General features: G+C 63.1%; 24 protein-coding genes. 8 read left to right on the top strand and 16 right to left on the bottom strand.

Translation table 11 applies throughout. The annotated features are described in order from the left end of the window. Positions 1-13 precede the first annotated feature (13 nt). The 15 genes from AC3A6J_RS08430 to AC3A6J_RS08360 all read right to left on the bottom strand — a co-directional run bounded on the left by AC3A6J_RS08430 (position 14) and on the right by AC3A6J_RS08360 (position 10657). The gene (locus AC3A6J_RS08430) at positions 14-1594 is read right to left on the bottom strand and encodes a phage major capsid protein (RefSeq protein WP_487859475.1); all 1581 of its coding nucleotides are present in this window, start codon (positions 1592-1594) and stop codon (positions 14-16) included. 2 nt (positions 1595-1596) lie between these two features. Then, positions 1597-2184 (bottom strand): HK97 family phage prohead protease, encoded by a 588-nt coding sequence (locus AC3A6J_RS08425; RefSeq protein ID WP_487859474.1) that lies wholly within the window; start codon positions 2182-2184, stop codon positions 1597-1599. A gap of 58 nt (positions 2185-2242) precedes the next feature. Beyond that, on the bottom strand, positions 2243-3955 hold the full coding sequence (locus AC3A6J_RS08420; protein ID WP_487859473.1) for a terminase large subunit: 1713 nt from the start codon (positions 3953-3955) through the stop codon (positions 2243-2245). After that, a complete protein-coding gene (locus AC3A6J_RS08415) occupies positions 3936-4349 on the bottom strand; it encodes a hypothetical protein (RefSeq protein WP_487859472.1) in 414 nt (137 codons plus the stop codon). The genes AC3A6J_RS08420 and AC3A6J_RS08415 overlap by 20 nt, the downstream gene beginning before the upstream one ends. A 168-nt stretch (positions 4350-4517) precedes the next feature. Continuing rightward, positions 4518-4823: an HNH endonuclease signature motif containing protein gene (locus AC3A6J_RS08410; RefSeq protein ID WP_487859471.1), complete on the bottom strand. Its 306-nt coding sequence runs from the start codon at positions 4821-4823 to the stop codon at positions 4518-4520. A gap of 449 nt (positions 4824-5272) precedes the next feature. Next, entirely contained in the window at positions 5273-5623 is a 351-nt protein-coding gene (locus tag AC3A6J_RS08405; protein ID WP_487859470.1) for a hypothetical protein, read from the bottom strand. 16 nt (positions 5624-5639) lie between these two features. Beyond that, positions 5640-6203 carry a hypothetical protein gene (locus AC3A6J_RS08400; protein ID WP_487859469.1) on the bottom strand — a complete coding sequence of 188 codons (564 nt, stop codon included), beginning with the start codon at positions 6201-6203 and terminating at the stop codon, positions 5640-5642. Beyond that, a complete protein-coding gene (locus AC3A6J_RS08395) occupies positions 6200-6448 on the bottom strand; it encodes a hypothetical protein (RefSeq protein ID WP_487859468.1) in 249 nt (82 codons plus the stop codon). Before AC3A6J_RS08395 ends, AC3A6J_RS08400 begins: the two co-directional genes overlap by 4 nt. Positions 6449-6549: 101 nt before the next feature. Continuing rightward, positions 6550-6906 (bottom strand): hypothetical protein, encoded by a 357-nt coding sequence (locus AC3A6J_RS08390; RefSeq protein ID WP_487859467.1) that lies wholly within the window; start codon positions 6904-6906, stop codon positions 6550-6552. A 334-nt stretch (positions 6907-7240) separates the two neighbouring features. After that, entirely contained in the window at positions 7241-7768 is a 528-nt protein-coding gene (locus AC3A6J_RS08385) for an HNH endonuclease (protein WP_487859466.1), read from the bottom strand. Further along, a complete protein-coding gene (locus AC3A6J_RS08380) occupies positions 7768-8601 on the bottom strand; it encodes a hypothetical protein (protein WP_487859465.1) in 834 nt (277 codons plus the stop codon). Before AC3A6J_RS08380 ends, AC3A6J_RS08385 begins: the two co-directional genes overlap by 1 nt. 16 nt (positions 8602-8617) lie before the next feature. Next, positions 8618-9469, bottom strand: coding sequence for a hypothetical protein (locus AC3A6J_RS08375; protein WP_487859464.1), 852 nt, complete (start codon positions 9467-9469; stop codon positions 8618-8620). Positions 9470-9490: 21 nt separating this feature from the next. Beyond that, on the bottom strand, positions 9491-9892 hold the full coding sequence (locus tag AC3A6J_RS08370; protein ID WP_487859463.1) for a hypothetical protein: 402 nt from the start codon (positions 9890-9892) through the stop codon (positions 9491-9493). Positions 9893-9902: 10 nt separating this feature from the next. Continuing rightward, on the bottom strand, positions 9903-10175 hold the full coding sequence (locus AC3A6J_RS08365; protein ID WP_487859462.1) for a hypothetical protein: 273 nt from the start codon (positions 10173-10175) through the stop codon (positions 9903-9905). Further along, positions 10175-10657: a phage regulatory CII family protein gene (locus tag AC3A6J_RS08360; protein ID WP_487859461.1), complete on the bottom strand. Its 483-nt coding sequence runs from the start codon at positions 10655-10657 to the stop codon at positions 10175-10177. Before AC3A6J_RS08360 ends, AC3A6J_RS08365 begins: the two co-directional genes overlap by 1 nt. Positions 10658-10723: 66 nt before the next feature. Here AC3A6J_RS08360 and AC3A6J_RS08355 point away from each other — a divergent pair, with 66 nt between their 5' ends. Next, complete coding sequence (locus AC3A6J_RS08355; protein ID WP_487859460.1) at positions 10724-10960, top strand: hypothetical protein; 237 nt, start codon at positions 10724-10726, stop codon at positions 10958-10960. Between the two features lie 113 nt (positions 10961-11073). Here AC3A6J_RS08355 and AC3A6J_RS08350 read toward each other — a convergent pair whose 3' ends face one another. Then, the gene (locus AC3A6J_RS08350) at positions 11074-11262 is read right to left on the bottom strand and encodes a hypothetical protein (protein ID WP_487859459.1); all 189 of its coding nucleotides are present in this window, start codon (positions 11260-11262) and stop codon (positions 11074-11076) included. A 241-nt stretch (positions 11263-11503) separates the two neighbouring features. Between AC3A6J_RS08350 and AC3A6J_RS08345 the strand changes: the two genes are divergently transcribed. The 7 genes from AC3A6J_RS08345 (at position 11504) to AC3A6J_RS08315 (ending at position 15382) form a co-directional block, all read left to right on the top strand. After that, a complete protein-coding gene (locus AC3A6J_RS08345) occupies positions 11504-12265 on the top strand; it encodes a LexA family transcriptional regulator (protein ID WP_487859458.1) in 762 nt (253 codons plus the stop codon). Between the two features lie 8 nt (positions 12266-12273). Then, positions 12274-12960 (top strand): hypothetical protein, encoded by a 687-nt coding sequence (locus AC3A6J_RS08340; RefSeq protein WP_487859457.1) that lies wholly within the window; start codon positions 12274-12276, stop codon positions 12958-12960. Positions 12961-13368: 408 nt separating this feature from the next. Beyond that, the gene (locus AC3A6J_RS08335; protein ID WP_487859456.1) at positions 13369-14130 is read left to right on the top strand and encodes a KilA-N domain-containing protein; all 762 of its coding nucleotides are present in this window, start codon (positions 13369-13371) and stop codon (positions 14128-14130) included. A gap of 220 nt (positions 14131-14350) precedes the next feature. Next, positions 14351-14488 (top strand): hypothetical protein, encoded by a 138-nt coding sequence (locus tag AC3A6J_RS08330; RefSeq protein WP_487859455.1) that lies wholly within the window; start codon positions 14351-14353, stop codon positions 14486-14488. Then, complete coding sequence (locus tag AC3A6J_RS08325) at positions 14485-14724, top strand: hypothetical protein (protein WP_487859454.1); 240 nt, start codon at positions 14485-14487, stop codon at positions 14722-14724. The genes AC3A6J_RS08330 and AC3A6J_RS08325 overlap by 4 nt, the downstream gene beginning before the upstream one ends. Then, complete coding sequence (locus AC3A6J_RS08320; protein ID WP_487859453.1) at positions 14721-15194, top strand: hypothetical protein; 474 nt, start codon at positions 14721-14723, stop codon at positions 15192-15194. Before AC3A6J_RS08325 ends, AC3A6J_RS08320 begins: the two co-directional genes overlap by 4 nt. Then, positions 15191-15382 carry a hypothetical protein gene (locus tag AC3A6J_RS08315; protein ID WP_487859452.1) on the top strand — a complete coding sequence of 64 codons (192 nt, stop codon included), beginning with the start codon at positions 15191-15193 and terminating at the stop codon, positions 15380-15382. Before AC3A6J_RS08320 ends, AC3A6J_RS08315 begins: the two co-directional genes overlap by 4 nt. Positions 15383-15468: the final 86 nt, after the last annotated feature.

Raw genomic sequence — 15468 nt, 5'->3', positions numbered from 1 at the left:
CAGTCCGCCGGGATTACGGCGTCACAGGGGGAGCGACGCCGTTCCAGCTCACGCCGGACAGGTACTGAACGGAGGCGGCACGCGCCTTCATCCAGTTGACGTAGCGCTCGGCGCGGATCGCCAGCAGGTTGTTCTGCCAGAGGCTGACCATCACGGTCGTGGCAGTCGCCGGGTTGTCCGGTGCGCTGTCCATCTGCAGCGAGGCCTCGCGGCTCGCGTCGATGGAGACCTGGCCGTCGTCAGCGAGCAGGATGTCCTGCGCGTTGGCGAGCACCACGATGTTGCCGACAGCCTCGGACACCACCACGGGCATGCCGTAGAAGGTGCCGCCGGCCATGTTCACATCGGGGAAGGCGCGCTGGCCGAGCGCGTTCTTCATCAGCGAGAGGCCGAGAGCGTTGGTCGCCGACATGATCCACACCGCATTCGTCGGTGCCAGGTTCGCAGCGATGAACGGTGCGAACAGCCCCTGAATGTCGGCGTTGACCGATGCCTCGTCACCGCCAGCGGACACGACCGGGGTCACGCCGTTGGTGATGGAGGCCGGCTTGACGTTCGCGGTGCCGGCGTTTGCCGGGTTCACGAAGTCGGCATCCATCTGCTGGATCACCGCGGCAGCGAGCTGATCGCGCAGGATCGTTTCGGCCGACGGCTGCGAGAAGCGAGCCAGTTCTTCCGAGATCACGGCGATCGTCGCCAGCTTCGTCCAGCGCAGCGTGACCTGGTCGAATGCCAGGGCGGTCAGCGGCTTGGGAGCGCCCTCACCGACCCAGTACGCCGCACCGCCGGCCGTTTGACGCGGCATGCTGATGTTGAACGGCACACGGCGCAGGTTCGGGATGCGGCCGACGATGGTCTGCGGGCGCAGGAACTCGATGAACTCGTTCGCCATCTGGTTGTACTGCACCAGCGGCGCAGCCCAGGTGGTGTCCGTGGTCGTGCCGACGGCGACTGCGGCCTTGGTCACGTCCTCGAAGTTGTGCTGCGAGAACATCTTGATGATGCCCTGCATGCCCTTGTCTTCGGGGAAGCGGTTGGAGGCGAAGTCCATGGCGTCCCGCATGTTGCCCTTGGTGTGCGCCATCACGCCGGCCAGACGGGCGAAGGCCACGCCGGGCGCGAGCTTCCGCTCGACGACAACGATGTTGCTGCCGCCGCGGGAGGCAGCAGCGGCCGCGGTGCCGTTGTCGGTCTTGCCCGGCGTCACGGACGGGACCGGGGTGGCCTTGGTGACGTTGATGGCTTCCAGATCGCGCAGGTCGGCGAGTTCTTGGTCGATCGACTTGATCTCGTCCTTGAGCGTGGTGAATTCCTCGCTCTCACCCGCGTCCTTCGTGCGGTTCTCGCCGAGGGTCTTGTTGGTGATCTCGGTCATGCGGCCGGCCTTGGCGCCGCGGGTGGATTCGAGATCGGCGATCTGTTCGCTGATGGTCTTGACGTTGCCCATGAACGGAACGGCGCCGAGCGCACCGAGGGCCGCCAGCAGGTCGTGCGGCAGGAAGTCGGTCAGGGGCTGGCCGGCGAAAGCCGCGCCGCAGGCGATCGCCAGAACGGCGAACAGGCCAACCTTGGCCAGGGTGAAAGTCTTCTTCATGATTACCTCTTGGTGATGGTGATGTTTCCGCGCTTGGCGGTGCTGGTGAGTGCCACCGCTTTCGCGGCCGACGGTGCAACCCGATCACCAGCGCGGCCAGCGGAGGCCAGGTGTTCGTGGTCGATGCTCTTGACGGCGGTGATGACCGCCTGTGAATTTGCAGGGATCGTCACAAGAGAAAGCTCATGCCAATCCCACTCGAGGAATCGCAGGCCACCCGTCTTGAGACGCTCAATCTTTCCTTCGACTGCGCTGAAGCCGATCGACACAGCGGCCACCAGCTGGTACTTCAGGGAGTGGATGGCCTCGTCGACTCGGTCCTTCAGGCGACCGGCCTCCTTGACGATCGGTAGTACAGCTTCGAACGGGATGCCCTTGGCAGTCGGACTGGCAAAGGTGACGTTGCCCACGGGCTGGTCGTGGTTGTGCTGCCAGAGCAGCGGCATCGGCGTCTTGAACTTCGCGCCCATAGGCTCCACGATGTCGCCCATTCGGTCGGTGGTCGGTGTTGACGCAATGCCGCGGATCGTCACAAAGTCCGCCCCTTCATCGATCGACTTCGTCTCCAACACGCTGTAAGCACGATCCATTCGGACCTCCAATGCAGAAAGCCCGCACTCGGCGGGCTTCGGTTGTGTGGTTCGCCTCTCAGGCGAAGAAAACTTGGTACTGCTTCGGCGGCTCTTGCTCGACTTGGCCAGCACCGACACCCATCAATAGGGCGCAGAAATCATCAATCTTTTCCGGCGCCTTCTTCTTGTCCGGCGCGTTGTTGAGATTCGCATCCTGGCGAGCGATCACGTTCGATGCGTTCCAGTTCAAGACCGGGTCATTTCCATGTGCAAAGCGGCCGTTCAGGTAGGCCACCTCGAGCGCTTGCATGGCTGGGTGATAGCTGCGCGGGCCCTGGATGAACTGCTGCATCTTCACGCCGGCAGCATTCAGTCGCTGCACCGTCTGCGATGCGTTCCACCCGTCGTAACCGACGGCGCAGAGATTGAAGTTCTCGTTCGCCCAAATGATCTTCTGCTCAATCGGTGCGTAGTCGATGGCCTCGACGCCGGACTCGATCAGCAGACCCTTCAGCACCCAACCAGCGTAGGGGATCAGGCCGCGCTGCGTGCGCTTGCGGACAGCCATTGCCGGCACGAACCGCCATCCATGCGTGTAGATGAACCCGTCGATGTCCCACACCAGTCGGAACGATGCCAGGTCGGTGGTGCTCGATAGGTCCAGACCACCAGTGCACGGGTACTTCCGCAGGTACTCCAGATCGATGGCGCCTTTGCACTCGCGCCACTTCGTGATGTTCACCCAGCCCTGAGCAACCGAAGACGGCCGATTCAGTCGCTTGATCTTGAACTCGGCGTGCTGGCCCGGCTTGTCCTTCGCCTCGATGGCGGCTTTTCGGATCTCGTCGAGCAGCAGCGGATTCACGTCCATTAGCGGATTCGCTTTCCGCCACGCGCTCTCGTCGAAATCGTCATCGGCTTCCGTGCCGAGGTCGTCGTCCTTCTCGTCGACTGCGTAGTAGACCGCCAGGTAGTGGTCGGCCTCGATCAGGCCGCGCAGCACCTTCTTCGCAAACTCGCGCTCTTCCTCCCACGGGCCCGGATTCGCGTAGCCCTCAGTCGTCAGATACAGGAACAGCGGATTCCGCCTCGCCCCTGCCGCAGACTTCAGCACGTTCAGCAGGTCGTGGTTCTTGTGCGCGTGGATCTCGTCCAGGATCGTGCAGCTCGGGTTCAGGCCGTCCTGCGTACTCGCCTTGGCGTTGATCGGCTTGTAGGTTCCGCCGTTGTTGTAGCTAGCGATGGCGTTCGCAAAGGCCTCGAGCCCGAACGCCGATCGCAGGTCCGCGGTCTTCTCGACCATGGTCTTTGCGACCTTGAACACGATGCGGGCCTGCTGCCCCGTCGTCGCGCCGGTGATGACCTGCGGCCCGTTCTCTCCTTCGCAGTTCTGGCAGTACAGGCCGATGATCGCGGCCAAGGTGCTCTTGGCGTTCTTGCGAGCAATGGCGAAGAGCGCCGTCGTGAACCGCCGCGTGCCGTCCTGCTTCCGGAAGCCGAACAACTGCACCAGGAAGAAGACGTGCGACTCGTGCAGGACGATCGTGGGCGTATCCCATGTCCCTTCAACGTGCGGCAGATCCTCGGCGAACAGGCAAACATCGTTCGCATGCCACTCGTCAAAGTAGAACGGGACGCCCTTGGCCTTCTTCGCGCGCTTCAGGTCGTCCAGGAAGCGCTGGCCGGCCAGGCGCATCCAGATGCCGAACTGTTTTCGGTTCTTCGGGTTCGCTGCCCTCTTCGCGTAGTCCTTTGCTATCGCGACGAAATCACGCGGCTCGTTTGCCACGTTGAGAGAACTTGTTTCCTGCCGGCTCTTCGCCCACCGGCTTGACCTTGCCCTGCGACACGGGGGTCAGGCCAAAGTCGTTGATCAGGTTCCGGTACTGCGCCACCATCGACGCGACCGGCGCCTCGCCCGCGGCCCACAGTTGCACCAGCTTTCCATGCAGTGCGCACAGTTGCCCGAAGGCACCGAGACCCGCCTCGGTCAGCAGCTTGTTGGCAACCAGAATGGGGGCCAACCGGTTCCACTCCTTGATGGCGTGCGAGTTGGGCATCCAATCCGGCGGCTCCGGCACATCCGAGACAGGCGGCATCTCAACTGACGCCTTTTCATCGCGGCTCGGCTGCACCGTTCCCGAAACCACTTTCAGCGCTCGCGGTTTTTTCGGGTTGGCCATGGATACCTCGACTGGTCAAAAAACCAAATTTCTCAACTGCACGCGTGAATAAAAGGCTGAGCGCCCGGTTTCCGAAGGGAGGTCACTTTTTCGGCCGACCACCCCCCGACCCTTTTTGCACCTCCTTGGTGCGTGTCGCGTACTTGCCGCAGCCGATGAGAGGGGTTCTCATTCCGGGAAGCCATCGAGCCCGATCTTCTCGGGGGCCACATAGCCCATGTCCTTGGCCGTCTTCTTGGCGTGGCACCCGGTCTCGCCAGCACACAGCACCTGACAGTTGGCCTCGGTGTCTGGGCCACCCTTGAACACGGGCACCTTGTGATCCAGCTGGAAGCCGCGGCCGGGCTTGTCGTTGAACTCGCACAGCTTGCGGCACATGGCGCATCGTGGGTCTTTGCTCCACACCTTGAGGCGCCTGGCCTGTAGTGCGCGGCCTCGGATGCGGCCGTCACGGTTGTCGAACTTGGCTGTCACGAGGTGCTGTGCGTCTTGGCTGTTGCCAACCTGGGCTTCAGGGTTGCGAGTGCCATGTCTTGCCATCCCATCGGGCTACGCCACCAGGGCGCTGGGTGCTGCCGTTCGCCCTACCCGCCATTGCGATAGGGCAGTCGCTGGAATCCGCTGGCGTTGCGGGTGGTGTAAAGAAGCCCGCACGAGGCGGGCAAAGGGTGGCAACTGCCTTGCTACCCGGAGACAACTGTTGCCCGCGCGGACGCGATCTGCGGCTTGAATGCTGTGTGCAGCGAGGACCGGCGGGCGAACGAAAAAGCCGCCTGCTCGATTGAGAGGCGGCTTGCAATGGCTAAGAGCAAATTCTGAAGGCGGGTTTCCAACGAGTGTTGGGCCGCTATTGTTATCTGTGCAACTCACACAGTGTGTACAGGCGCGCGGACTGTAGCACGAGAAAAACGCCGCGTCTACGGTTATTTATCCAGTGCAGGGACGGGCGCCCAAGGCGTTTTATGCATGAAGTGGTACTCCAGCGACGGGGCATTGAGTTGCTTCACCAAGAGCCAGCCGGTTGCAAGGAGCTGAAAGTCTGGATCTCGTCTGATCCCGAGCTGAACGGGTCGATGCCCGTTGATAGCGGTCTTCACGAAGTGGTGCCATTTCGCCGTTTCTTGACCAGAGAACACAGACCAATGACCGTTCTTCGAATGCCTGTACGACACCTCTAAGACAGGGAACTCCACATAGACACCCACTGGATCGTCAAGAAATCGGCCATACAGGTGAAGCTGTGGCGGGAAGGAAATCGGCTTTTTCTTCTTCATGGCGCACATTCTCCTGTCAGAAGTCCAACTTCGGCGCGATCCACTTCATCGCCTCGGGCCCGGCCTTGGCCTGCTCACGCTCCATCTCAGCCACCAACCAGCGGGCCAATTCTTGCCGCTCGAAGGCGAACTGCTTCTCGAAAAGGATCGTTCCCTCGCCCTTGCAGACGCCGCACTTCTGGCCGCCGAGCGTCTTGGTGCCAGGCATCACCAGAACACCGTGACCGCCGCAGGGCTTGCACTTGTTGTCCCGGTGCCATGCGAGGCACTTCTGCGCCATGTCTCGCGCGTCGCCGATCGGCAGCCTCACGCGGGTGGTGCGCGCCCTCTTCCATGCCATCTGCTCGAGCACCGAGACGATCACCTTGGCCTGGCGGTTGTCGCCCAGGAACAGGCGCTCCAGTGCGACGGCGAGCGGCGCCTTGGGGATGCTGCGGCCGGCGAAGTCGACGCCCCGACTCAGCGCGCGGTCGGCGCAGCCCATGCCACCCAACACGTCCGTATCGCTGAAAGTCGTCCGCTTGTCCACCGTCAGGCAAGACGAGTGGATTGCGGAGGCGTAGCGGTCAGCGATTGTCATGCGCTCTCCTTTTCCGGCAGCAGGGATTCGTCGATCTTGGGCAGCGGCACAGGCGGGAGCCATGCCTTGCTCTCGTCTACTGCGTCGTCTCCGGGGTTGCGGATGGGTCGGAGCCACCGATCGCCGATCGGACCTCCGTTCACCATCACGGTCCGGCCGAAAGGGTCTTCCCCTTCGAGCCGGCCCTCGACGGCCCAGTATCCCGAGTGCGGGGTCGCGCAGAACACGATTCCGTTGAGCTTCATCTCTTCTCCCTTTAAGAGCAGGCGGATGCACCGAACGAACCGACCAAGGTTCGGCGTAGTGGCCGGACCCACGATGCAGGCGAGGTCTCCAGGTTTGCAGTTCATTCCGCCTCCTTCTGCCCCTTGGGCGTCACTTCAATGGTCATGAAGCCTGCTCCGGGCTTCGTCGTGCCCTGCGCGTAGACCCACTGGATGCTCGGATCGGCATCGTCACGGCCGAGCCATGCAGCGACGGCGTCGCGCGACGCCTTCATGCTGCCTTGAAGGTTGTCGCCGTCGAGCCCCTTGCCTGCCTTCATCCGGGTCAGCGTGACGCGCACGAGCCCCGCAGGAGGGCGCTGTGCACGCAGGCTCCAGCCAACGATCTCCTTCTCGCGCTTCACTCGACGTGCGCGCTGTTGCCAGTGCTCGCGGTCGTTCTGGCCTCGGCCCAACTTGAGATTGATGGTGAAGATCACAGTTTTCCGCCCTTCAGGAGAAAGCAGGCCGTCCAGTGCTCGCCCTCTTCGCTGGCGAAGGGGTACGGGCAGGCGTCGTTTCGCGTGGAACAATCTCGCGCGGCTCGGTTGGCTTCGAGTTCGATCCGATAGCGAGCGGTCGCGGAGAGCGTGCGGCGAACCACCGGATGCGCTCCTCTACCTTGGCCGGCGCCAGCGGCGAGTGCTTCTCGCACGTTGCTTCGGAGCTCTTGAAGCGCCAAGGCGTCAGCAACTGGCACGGCGCGAATCCCTGCCTCGCCATGTCCTTGGCATCCTTCAGTCGCCAGTTCTTGCAGTCGATGCATGGCATGGCTCATCTCCTTGCCCCGAGGCCGTCGAACGGCGATGGCTCGGCCCAGGACTTGCCCAGGCGAACCAGGCTGATCAACTGCGGCGTCACGGCGTAGCGCTCCGCCAGCGCCTTGCAGGTCTCTGCGCTCGCGCGGATCTCGCGGGCCTTCTCCATCGACAGCTTGCCATGGTGCTCGCGCATGTAGCGAACTTGGCTGGCATGTTGTCCGCGTCCGAGGCGACGAGCCGCGATCAACGCGCGGCGCTTTGACGCTGTGACTTGTTCGAGGTGCTCAGGCGCGACGCAGCGCAGCGTCTTGCAGTTGTGGACCACTTCGAACCCGTCGCGCACCGGGCCGATGGCAAGCTCGAAAACAACCCGGCGGACCGGGCGCGGGGAGCCATCGACGTTGATGATCGGGGTGTTGATGTTGCAGTACCGGTCCCACACCAGACAGTCGCCATCCTCGTGGCTGTATGAGCAGATCCGCTGCAGCATGTAGGCGCCATCGTTGCCGACATCCTTGAGCGCACGACGTGAGGCGGCCATCAGTGCAGCCCTCCGCGCGATTGCTGCTCTGCGTCCTGAGCGTTGCGGACCCGGGCCCGGTACGAGGGGAACTGCTCGACACCGGACCACTTGCCGAGGCCAAGCCGAACGCCCTCCGCCTCCACCGCCGGCTGCGAGTCCGGGTCGACGGGCTTCTCGGCCGATGGCAGCGCTTCGACAGCCGCATCCCGTCGCCGGCCCTCTGCCGTCGACAGGGCATAGGCGAACGGCTTCTGGCGCTTCACGGCCTCGGCCGCAGCGTCGACAAGTTCGGATTTCGTCATGCCGGCGGCGATGAGGTTGACGAGCTTCGGGTGCGATGGACTCACGCCGGCAAGTCCGGTCTCCCGCATCGCTTTGCAAATCTCGCCCGCGCTCGCGCTCGCGCCATCCGAACGAAGTGAGGATGTCTCCTCTTCTCTCCTCTCCTCTCCTCTAGGCGTTTCCTGGCGTTCCGTGGCGTTGCTTGGCGTTTCATGGCGTTGCTTCTGACGTAACGCCTTGACTCGTTCGGTGCTGTTGTCGTCGGGGCGCTCGCGCTTCGGCTGGCGCTTCTCCCATGCAGCAATGCGGCACTCGGTGCCATCGAGCAGGTCACGCGCATGCATGGCATCGACGATCTTCGGCATGAGGCCGTCTGCGAGGCCCAGGGACAGCTCGATCGCCTCGTAATCGGGCTTCCCCGCTGTTCCGCGCTCCTCGGCGGTGCTGGCGGCTTCCAGCAGGCATGCCCAAACCGCGATGACTTCGGCGACGCTGGCGCCTGAGCGCTTGGCGACGAGCTGGAACTTAGGATCTGTCACAGACCCGTGATGCCAGCGAAACCAATCCATTCCTGCCATTTCGTCCTCAGGCGGTTGCGGCGGCATCGAGACGTGCAGCGATGTCGGTCTGAGGGATTCCGGACAGGTGCGCCAGCATGGCAACCAGCGGGCCACGGTCTCCCGTGGCAAGGTTGGAGCTGATCCAGGTAGCACCTTCCGCCACCAGGTCGCGCTGCGGCGCCAGCACGGCTGCCGTGACCTTCTTCTTGCCACGCGCCCTTGCAGCTTCGAACTTCTGCTCGAGCACCTCCGCGGTGCCGGCGCCGTGCTTCTTCAGTAGGCGGATCGCGTTGGTGCCGCTGACCTTCTTGTCCTCGACCATCTGAAGCACGCGGCGGCTGGCGCCGGCCAGCACCAGCCAATCGGTGATCTGCGCCTTGGTCTTCCCCAGGCGCCTGGCTATCTCTTCCACATCGCAGCCGTAGCCTATGAGGCGCTTGCAGCTCGTGGCCCAGTCCTGCGGGGTCAGCGGCAACTTCTCGGCTGCGGTCATGGTCATGCCGACGGTGACGTCGATCATGCTGGTGCCGGCAGGCGAGACGATCACGGGCAGGAACTCGATGGGATCTCCCTCGTCGAGCAACTCGCGCACGGCCGTCAGGCGGTGCTGGCCATCCCACACGTTGATGACGTGCTCCCCGTCGCCCTCCTTCGACACGAAGCCCTTGAGCGCTTCGCCGCGGTTGTAGCCGTTGGCCTTGATGGCGGACTTCAGGCTCGCGACGTGTGCTGCGTTGATGGGGCGGATGTTGAGCCCTTGCACGAGCCGCAGGCTGGCGACGGGCACCATCCACAGATCGGCGGACTTCGCGTCGGCGTCACGCATGGCGGCCTTCACGTTGCCCGGGGTCAGGTCGATTTCGGCAGTTACTGTCATGTCTCGCTTTCTGGTGTGAGATCAGTTGGGAAATTCCACCGGGTCGGTGTTGGTGCCAGGCGCGTAGAGCTTCCCGCCCGATGTGCCATGACCGCGCACGCGCGGGCAGTAGCCGACCACGCGGATGAAGTTGTTGCGCAGCGCCTTTGCGTAGATGGCGCCGAAGGCGCGGTCTCCTTTGCGCGAGCGGATGCCCGCGGCGGTCGCGGCGAGAGTCACGCTTTCGCCGGGCACTCGGCCTTTCGCGCGGACGTGGTTGACGATGAACGCGAATGCACGAGCCCCGAACAGGGGATCGTCTTGCTCTGCTGCACGCAGGGCGCCTTCCGCGGCTGCGAGCCCCCGCGAACGAGCGGAAGCGACCATCGAGCCGGCCACCTCGTCCATATCGGCGACTTGTTCGTCGGTGAGTGCGGGGAGCATCTCGAGCCTTTCAGAATGGGCAGGCCGCGACGACGCGCCCTGGGGTGAGAAGGGAGATCTCGAGTGCAATTTCGGTCACCTCTTCGTCGGAGGCGCCGTATCGGCTCGCGAGCAGGGCCGCGCTCATCGGGTTGCGCTCGCAATACGGCGAACCCGGGCGGTGCTCGTAGTGGTATCCGCCGCACCGGCACAGGCGATGGCCGGTTTCGCGCAGATGCTGCGTGAACAAGCCATGACTGCGGCGCCGCGTGCGGCACTCCGGGCAGCGGAAGAGGAAAGCCATCACGCAGCCCTCAGGTGAGCCGGCTTCCCGGCCTCGTGGATCTGGGCGAGCGTGGTCCGCACACGCTGAGCGCAGCCGATCAACTCTGACAACTCGCGATCCACGTCGCGCAGTTCGTTCACGGACACCTTGCCGTCCTCCGTGGCTTTCGCTGCTACCGAGACGAACTGCGCAAACTCGATGGCCGCGGCCGAGAGGTCTTGCAGCGTGGCGCCGCCGGTCTGGTACATACCGGGCAGCGGCAGGACCATCGCGCCGCAGTTGGACGCGAAGGCGTTGAGGATCTGCAGCGGGTCTGCGACCTTCTGCTCGATGGCCCATTGCGTGAGAAGCTCGGCGTCCTGCAGGCCGAGCTTGTATGCGTCGGACCCGGCAAACTCGTGGCGCACAGTGCTCGGGGACTTGCCGAAGCGCATTGCCACGGCTTCGATGCCGCCCTGGAAGCGCCTGGCTAAGTGCCGCGATGCGTCGATGAGGTTCATAGCAGCGTGTCTCCTTGTTGGTTATGGATGTGACCGGCCAGACTCTGCGCAGGGACACTCACGGCCATGGAAGAGAAGAACCCTGAACAATTCGAGGCCGTCGAGCCCCTCGCCTTCGTGCACGGCACCTGCTTGCACGAGTCGTCGCACACACAGATGTCCGCCAATGCCGAGGACGGCGAGCGGTCTGTGCTGGTGGTGTCGTCACGCATGGCGATGCACGTCGTCGACGGAGCGCTGCAGGTGCGCTTCGCACGGCATGCGTTCCTGCATCCGCGGCTGGCGGTGCAGGTGCGGAGGTGATCGCGAATGGGTGCGGGGTCGTAGCCGAGAAGCGAGAGCAACCCGCCCGAAAGAGCCGCAGCGCCGATCAGCAGAATCACGGCGCCGAGCCAAACCGGAATCGTCTCCATGGCTCAAGCCCCCTTCCCTTGCTGGTCTCGGGCCTTCTGCAAGGCGCGGGCAGCGTGGAACTCCTGCACGAACATCTGGCCGGCAGCGGTGCCGATCGGCCAAGGGCTAGTGGCGTGGGGGCAGTCCTGGCGCTGGGCTGCTTTCGCGGCCTGCTCGCGGACGAGCCCCAAAGGAATGATTTCGCCGTCCATGGGTTAGGCCGCTTTTGCTTCTGCGAGCTCAGGCCAGATGGCAGCCCAGTCTTTACGCATTTCTTGCCGGGTGACGGCGCCGCCAGATTCACGTTCGATCACGACGCAAAGCGCTGGGCTGGGCTCTCGCCCGTCAAGCCCTGCGGCAAGCTGAGAAAGGTAGACTGGGCCCACGCCGACGCTGGACGCAAACTCGGAAACGCCCCCATGAGGGAGGCTGTCGAGGAAGTGGCGGAGGTTCATGATTGATATGCAAAGTGCGCAACGGTGCGCCAAGCATAGTGCATATCGTTTTGCTATGCAAGCCGCATACGCTCGCGGTATGCGTAAAGATGAAAAATCAGAGAGCCCCAGGCGCGCCCGACGCCGAGCGCGGCTTGCGCAGTTGCTTGAAGAGAACGGCGGGCCGCTCCAGGTCGCTCGAGAGATTGGTACGCCGGGCAGCTACCTGAGCGCGATCACAGGCGGTGCGCGCGGGCTGGGAGATGAGTTGGCCGCCAAGTTGGAAAAGGCCTATGCGAAGCCCGAAGGCTGGTTCGACCTCATTGATGAACCGGAGCCCGTCGACCTCGATGCGCATCCTGACCTTGCGCCGATACGCAAGGTCAAGCTACGTCTCCAGGCGGGGGTGAGCGGATTCGCCGTGGAAGCTGAGGAGGGTGACGGCGAGCCGATCTTCTTCAGAAATAGCTGGCTGCAGGAACGAGGCTTCAAGGCCTACAAGCTGGTAGCAGTGAAGGTTCGAGGTCAGAGCATGGAGACCACGTTGTTCGAGAACGATGTCGTGGTCATCAATACCGCCGACACCGAACCTAAGGACGGGCGGGTATTTGCCGTCAACTACGAGGGCGAAGCGGTGATCAAGCGCCTTGTGCGAGACGGCGGCGTCTGGTGGCTTTCATCGGACAATCCGGACCAGAGACGATTCCCGAGGAAGGAATGCACTGAAGGGGCGTGCATCATCGTCGGACAGGTAATCCACAAACAGAGCGAGCAGATCTAGGCTTTGACATGCAGCAGCGCTCATTCAGCTATTGGTTCGGCAGCCAGTTAGGCAGATTGCCTCCGGCGGCTCGCGCAGTTCTGGCGATCAGCCTCATCGTAGGTGCTGGTGTGCTCTTGCTGTACTGGGTGGGCCCGAACCCTGCAGGTGGCCCAACGACGCTTCCCCCGCAAACCGTCGCCTCCGCAACGCCGGCCGCCACTTCCTCGGCTCAACCGCCCACCACCCTCACCCCTCCTCCCCCCGCAGCCCAACCCGCCCCCGCCCCAGCCAAGGTGGTCGACCCGAACGCCATCCCAGAGACCTGGTGGGATTTTCGAGCGTCCAAGAGGAAAGATGACCAGCAAGCGGTTGCCGCCATTGAGAAAGCCAAGTGGTGGGAGAACTGCGCCAGATGGGGCATTGAGGCTCGGAAGAAGAATGCGACCAGGCGCATGTGGGCACTGCAGTCTTACCTGCAGTCCAGCTCGCTCATCAACGGCGTTGACCTCGGAAACGTGAAGGGCAAGGTTCCCGAAGTCGGCATGACGACCTGTGGAGCCTTTGCCGTGATGGGTCAGCCGGACGACGTGAACCGCACCAAGAATGCGAGCGGCGAGCGAGTCCAGATGGTGTGGCGCGACCCCCGTGTCTATGCCTACACGTACACGTCGACAGGCGATGGCAACGCCGCGATCAACTCCGTGCAGTACTAGCCCGGGTGCTGGCCTGGATGAAGAACGGCTGACGGAGGCTGTACCACCCTGAGGGGGTATTTGGTAGATACCGCCTTGAAGTGATAAGCGGCCCAGCCATGCATTAATGACCCGAGGGTCAGAAATAGTGCAGGTCTCAAGCTCAGCCTTTTGGGCTACTGTATAGAACTTCAGCTTAAGATGAGCGGGCAAAAAAATACCGACCTCTATGGCCGGTACTTTTTGCTTCGCGTGATTCCCTGTCCTGCCAGACTTTCCGGGTTTCACTTTGCTTAACGCGACACGGAGTCTACCAACTAATTGACGGTACCGTCAATAAGCCAAGTAGTGCCGAGTGGCGCAGGGTCTTAAGGTCTTTCCCCTATGCCTTCGCAACATCAATTCTCTCTAACGCTCATCCCACACAAGGTGGCCGAATCGGTCATCGATCAACGCGCGGCTGACGGCTACATCAACGCTACAGCCATGTGCAAGGCGGCGGGGAAGCAGTTCAATGAGTACACCTCAAAGAGCAGCACCACCGCCTTTCTGGATGAGCTGGCTGCCGAAACGGGAATTTCCGTTTCGGGACTGGTACAGGTGGTCAAAGGTGGAACTCCGACGTTCCAGGGGTCGTGGGTCCATCCTCAGGTGGCTATTCACCTGGCACAGTGGGTCTCTCCGAAGTTCGCGGTACAGGTCTCCAAGTGGGTGTTCGACTGGATGTCGGGGAAAGGGCAGCCCATCAAGCTGCCCTTCCATCTCGAACGCCACATGATCAACCTTCACAAGATCCCGAGGGGCTATTTTTCGGCGCTGCAGGAGATGACGAACTTCATGGTCGGCCCAATGGAGGTCAACGGCTACCGCCTGAGCGAAAAGCTGATGCCAGATATTTCGCAGGCGAAGATGCTCTGCAAGTACCTTCGCGAGATCATGGACGTTGATACCCGCCAGCTCCCCAAGTACACCCACACGTTTCCTGATGGGCGCGAAGTGGAGGCCAATCTCTACCCGGACACCTACTTGGCGACATTCCGGCGGCTGATGGCTGAAAAGTGGATGCCCCTGCATGCGCCAACCTATTTCAAGCAGCGCGATCCCACCGCGCTGGCCGCTCTGGACAGAGTGCTCATGGTGGCCGCCAACAAGCCCCAAGCCCGACTGCCCCGGCCGGCCGCCCCACGCTGATCCGTGCTACTCAACCAAGCCGCCCTCGAGGCGGCTTTTTCATGGGCGCTTCGCGAGCCCCGTACCGTGAAGTGTGGCGCGGCATCGTTGAGCGCCTGCTCAACGCCCTTGGCGCCTGTTACAAAAAAGATGCACGGCGATATGCAATGTGCTTGCGTATTTGATATGCGTCTTGCATACTTCACTCCAAGGCAGCACCCCGCTGCAAACGGAGATGAAGATGGACTCCCTGCTCCCCCTGGATACCCGGCTCTTCGTCGAGTCGTGCGAGGTCGAGATCCTCGAAGGCGAAGACGCTCAGCAAGCCGTGGCCGCATGCCTGGTCGGCGATGAACTTTCGCTGGAGGTCCAGTCGTGACCTTTGGCGCCCCCAACTTCGCAGCGGTACGCCGCGCACCAGGGGCCGCGGGCAAGCGCTACCGCTGCTTCTATTCGCCCCTCGATCGTGATGGCTGGCCCGTTGCGATGGAGACCGGTGTCCTGCCCTTCGTCGACTTGAAGGCTGATGGTGCGGAAGACGCACAGCGCAAGGCGTTCAAGAAGCTGGGCTACCCGGTTGCGGGTGTGGAACGGCTCGAGGGGCGTGCATCGTGAGCGCGCAGCAAACGGCCGTCGTGCATGGCCTGTCATTGACCGACCCTCGCTGTGCGGAAGTGCTGGAAGCGCTTCCGGGTCTGGCGCCTGTGAGCGGGCAGCACACGCTGACTGCGGCCGGCCTCAGCAAGGGCCAGAGCAGCATCCTGCTGTATGCAGAGAGCTGCTTGGTTGACCGTGGCGGCCTCCTTGATGGCGTTCGCATGAATGCCGCAGATCACGCCGACCTCAAGGCTTTCGCGGCGGCCGGTCTTCTGGAGTTTGGCCGTATCCCCGCTTCGCTGCTCAAGGGCGGCAACGCGCACAACCCGAGCCCAACGAACTGGGTGAAATTCTCCGACGAAGCGTGGGAGCTGGCTGCCGCTTGCCGCAAGTTGCGCGCTCAGCAGCGCGGCCCCTACGCGATGAGCGTGTTTGCTGAGGTCGAGTCTCGCGCTGCCATCGCCAAGGCCACCGGGAGCCGGTCATGAAGCGCAAGCCGTCGCCCGCGCGACTCGCTAAAGGCTTGGAGCGTGCAGCACATGAAGCCGAACGATACGCGAACAAGCTGTACGAACTCGACCTCGGCGATGCCGCACGAGGCGTCGCGATGGCGGCGCGCCAACTTTCCTATGCAGCCGACAAGGCGCAGGACAAGGCCACCGGGAGCGCATCGTGAAAGCGCGCATCTGGTTCGAAGCGCTTGGCCGCTCCGCGCATTCACGCGGCCTTCCACTCAACTCCGGCCGCGCCGGCCGCCTGAAC

Source organism: Variovorax sp. Soil_C_39 (assembly GCF_057656815.1).
The sequence above is the reverse complement of the archived record's forward strand: the minus strand, read 5'-3'. Positions and strand labels throughout refer to the sequence as shown.

Coding starts and splice junctions, on each gene's coding strand:
- AC3A6J_RS08430 (WP_487859475.1), bottom strand. CDS start 1,594: ATGAAGAAGACTTTCACCCTGGCCAAGGTTGGCCTGTTCGCCGTTCTG.
- AC3A6J_RS08425 (WP_487859474.1), bottom strand. CDS start 2,184: ATGGATCGTGCTTACAGCGTGTTGGAGACGAAGTCGATCGATGAAGGG.
- AC3A6J_RS08415 (WP_487859472.1), bottom strand. CDS start 4,349: ATGGCCAACCCGAAAAAACCGCGAGCGCTGAAAGTGGTTTCGGGAACG.
- AC3A6J_RS08405 (WP_487859470.1), bottom strand. CDS start 5,623: ATGAAGAAGAAAAAGCCGATTTCCTTCCCGCCACAGCTTCACCTGTAT.
- AC3A6J_RS08400 (WP_487859469.1), bottom strand. CDS start 6,203: ATGACAATCGCTGACCGCTACGCCTCCGCAATCCACTCGTCTTGCCTG.
- AC3A6J_RS08395 (WP_487859468.1), bottom strand. CDS start 6,448: ATGAAGCTCAACGGAATCGTGTTCTGCGCGACCCCGCACTCGGGATAC.
- AC3A6J_RS08385 (WP_487859466.1), bottom strand. CDS start 7,768: ATGGCCGCCTCACGTCGTGCGCTCAAGGATGTCGGCAACGATGGCGCC.
- AC3A6J_RS08380 (WP_487859465.1), bottom strand. CDS start 8,601: ATGGATTGGTTTCGCTGGCATCACGGGTCTGTGACAGATCCTAAGTTC.
- AC3A6J_RS08375 (WP_487859464.1), bottom strand. CDS start 9,469: ATGACAGTAACTGCCGAAATCGACCTGACCCCGGGCAACGTGAAGGCC.
- AC3A6J_RS08370 (WP_487859463.1), bottom strand. CDS start 9,892: ATGCTCCCCGCACTCACCGACGAACAAGTCGCCGATATGGACGAGGTG.
- AC3A6J_RS08365 (WP_487859462.1), bottom strand. CDS start 10,175: ATGGCTTTCCTCTTCCGCTGCCCGGAGTGCCGCACGCGGCGCCGCAGT.
- AC3A6J_RS08360 (WP_487859461.1), bottom strand. CDS start 10,657: ATGAACCTCATCGACGCATCGCGGCACTTAGCCAGGCGCTTCCAGGGC.
- AC3A6J_RS08355 (WP_487859460.1), top strand. CDS start 10,724: ATGGAAGAGAAGAACCCTGAACAATTCGAGGCCGTCGAGCCCCTCGCC.
- AC3A6J_RS08350 (WP_487859459.1), bottom strand. CDS start 11,262: ATGGACGGCGAAATCATTCCTTTGGGGCTCGTCCGCGAGCAGGCCGCG.
- AC3A6J_RS08345 (WP_487859458.1), top strand. CDS start 11,504: ATGATTGATATGCAAAGTGCGCAACGGTGCGCCAAGCATAGTGCATAT.
- AC3A6J_RS08340 (WP_487859457.1), top strand. CDS start 12,274: ATGCAGCAGCGCTCATTCAGCTATTGGTTCGGCAGCCAGTTAGGCAGA.
- AC3A6J_RS08330 (WP_487859455.1), top strand. CDS start 14,351: ATGGACTCCCTGCTCCCCCTGGATACCCGGCTCTTCGTCGAGTCGTGC.
- AC3A6J_RS08315 (WP_487859452.1), top strand. CDS start 15,191: ATGAAGCGCAAGCCGTCGCCCGCGCGACTCGCTAAAGGCTTGGAGCGT.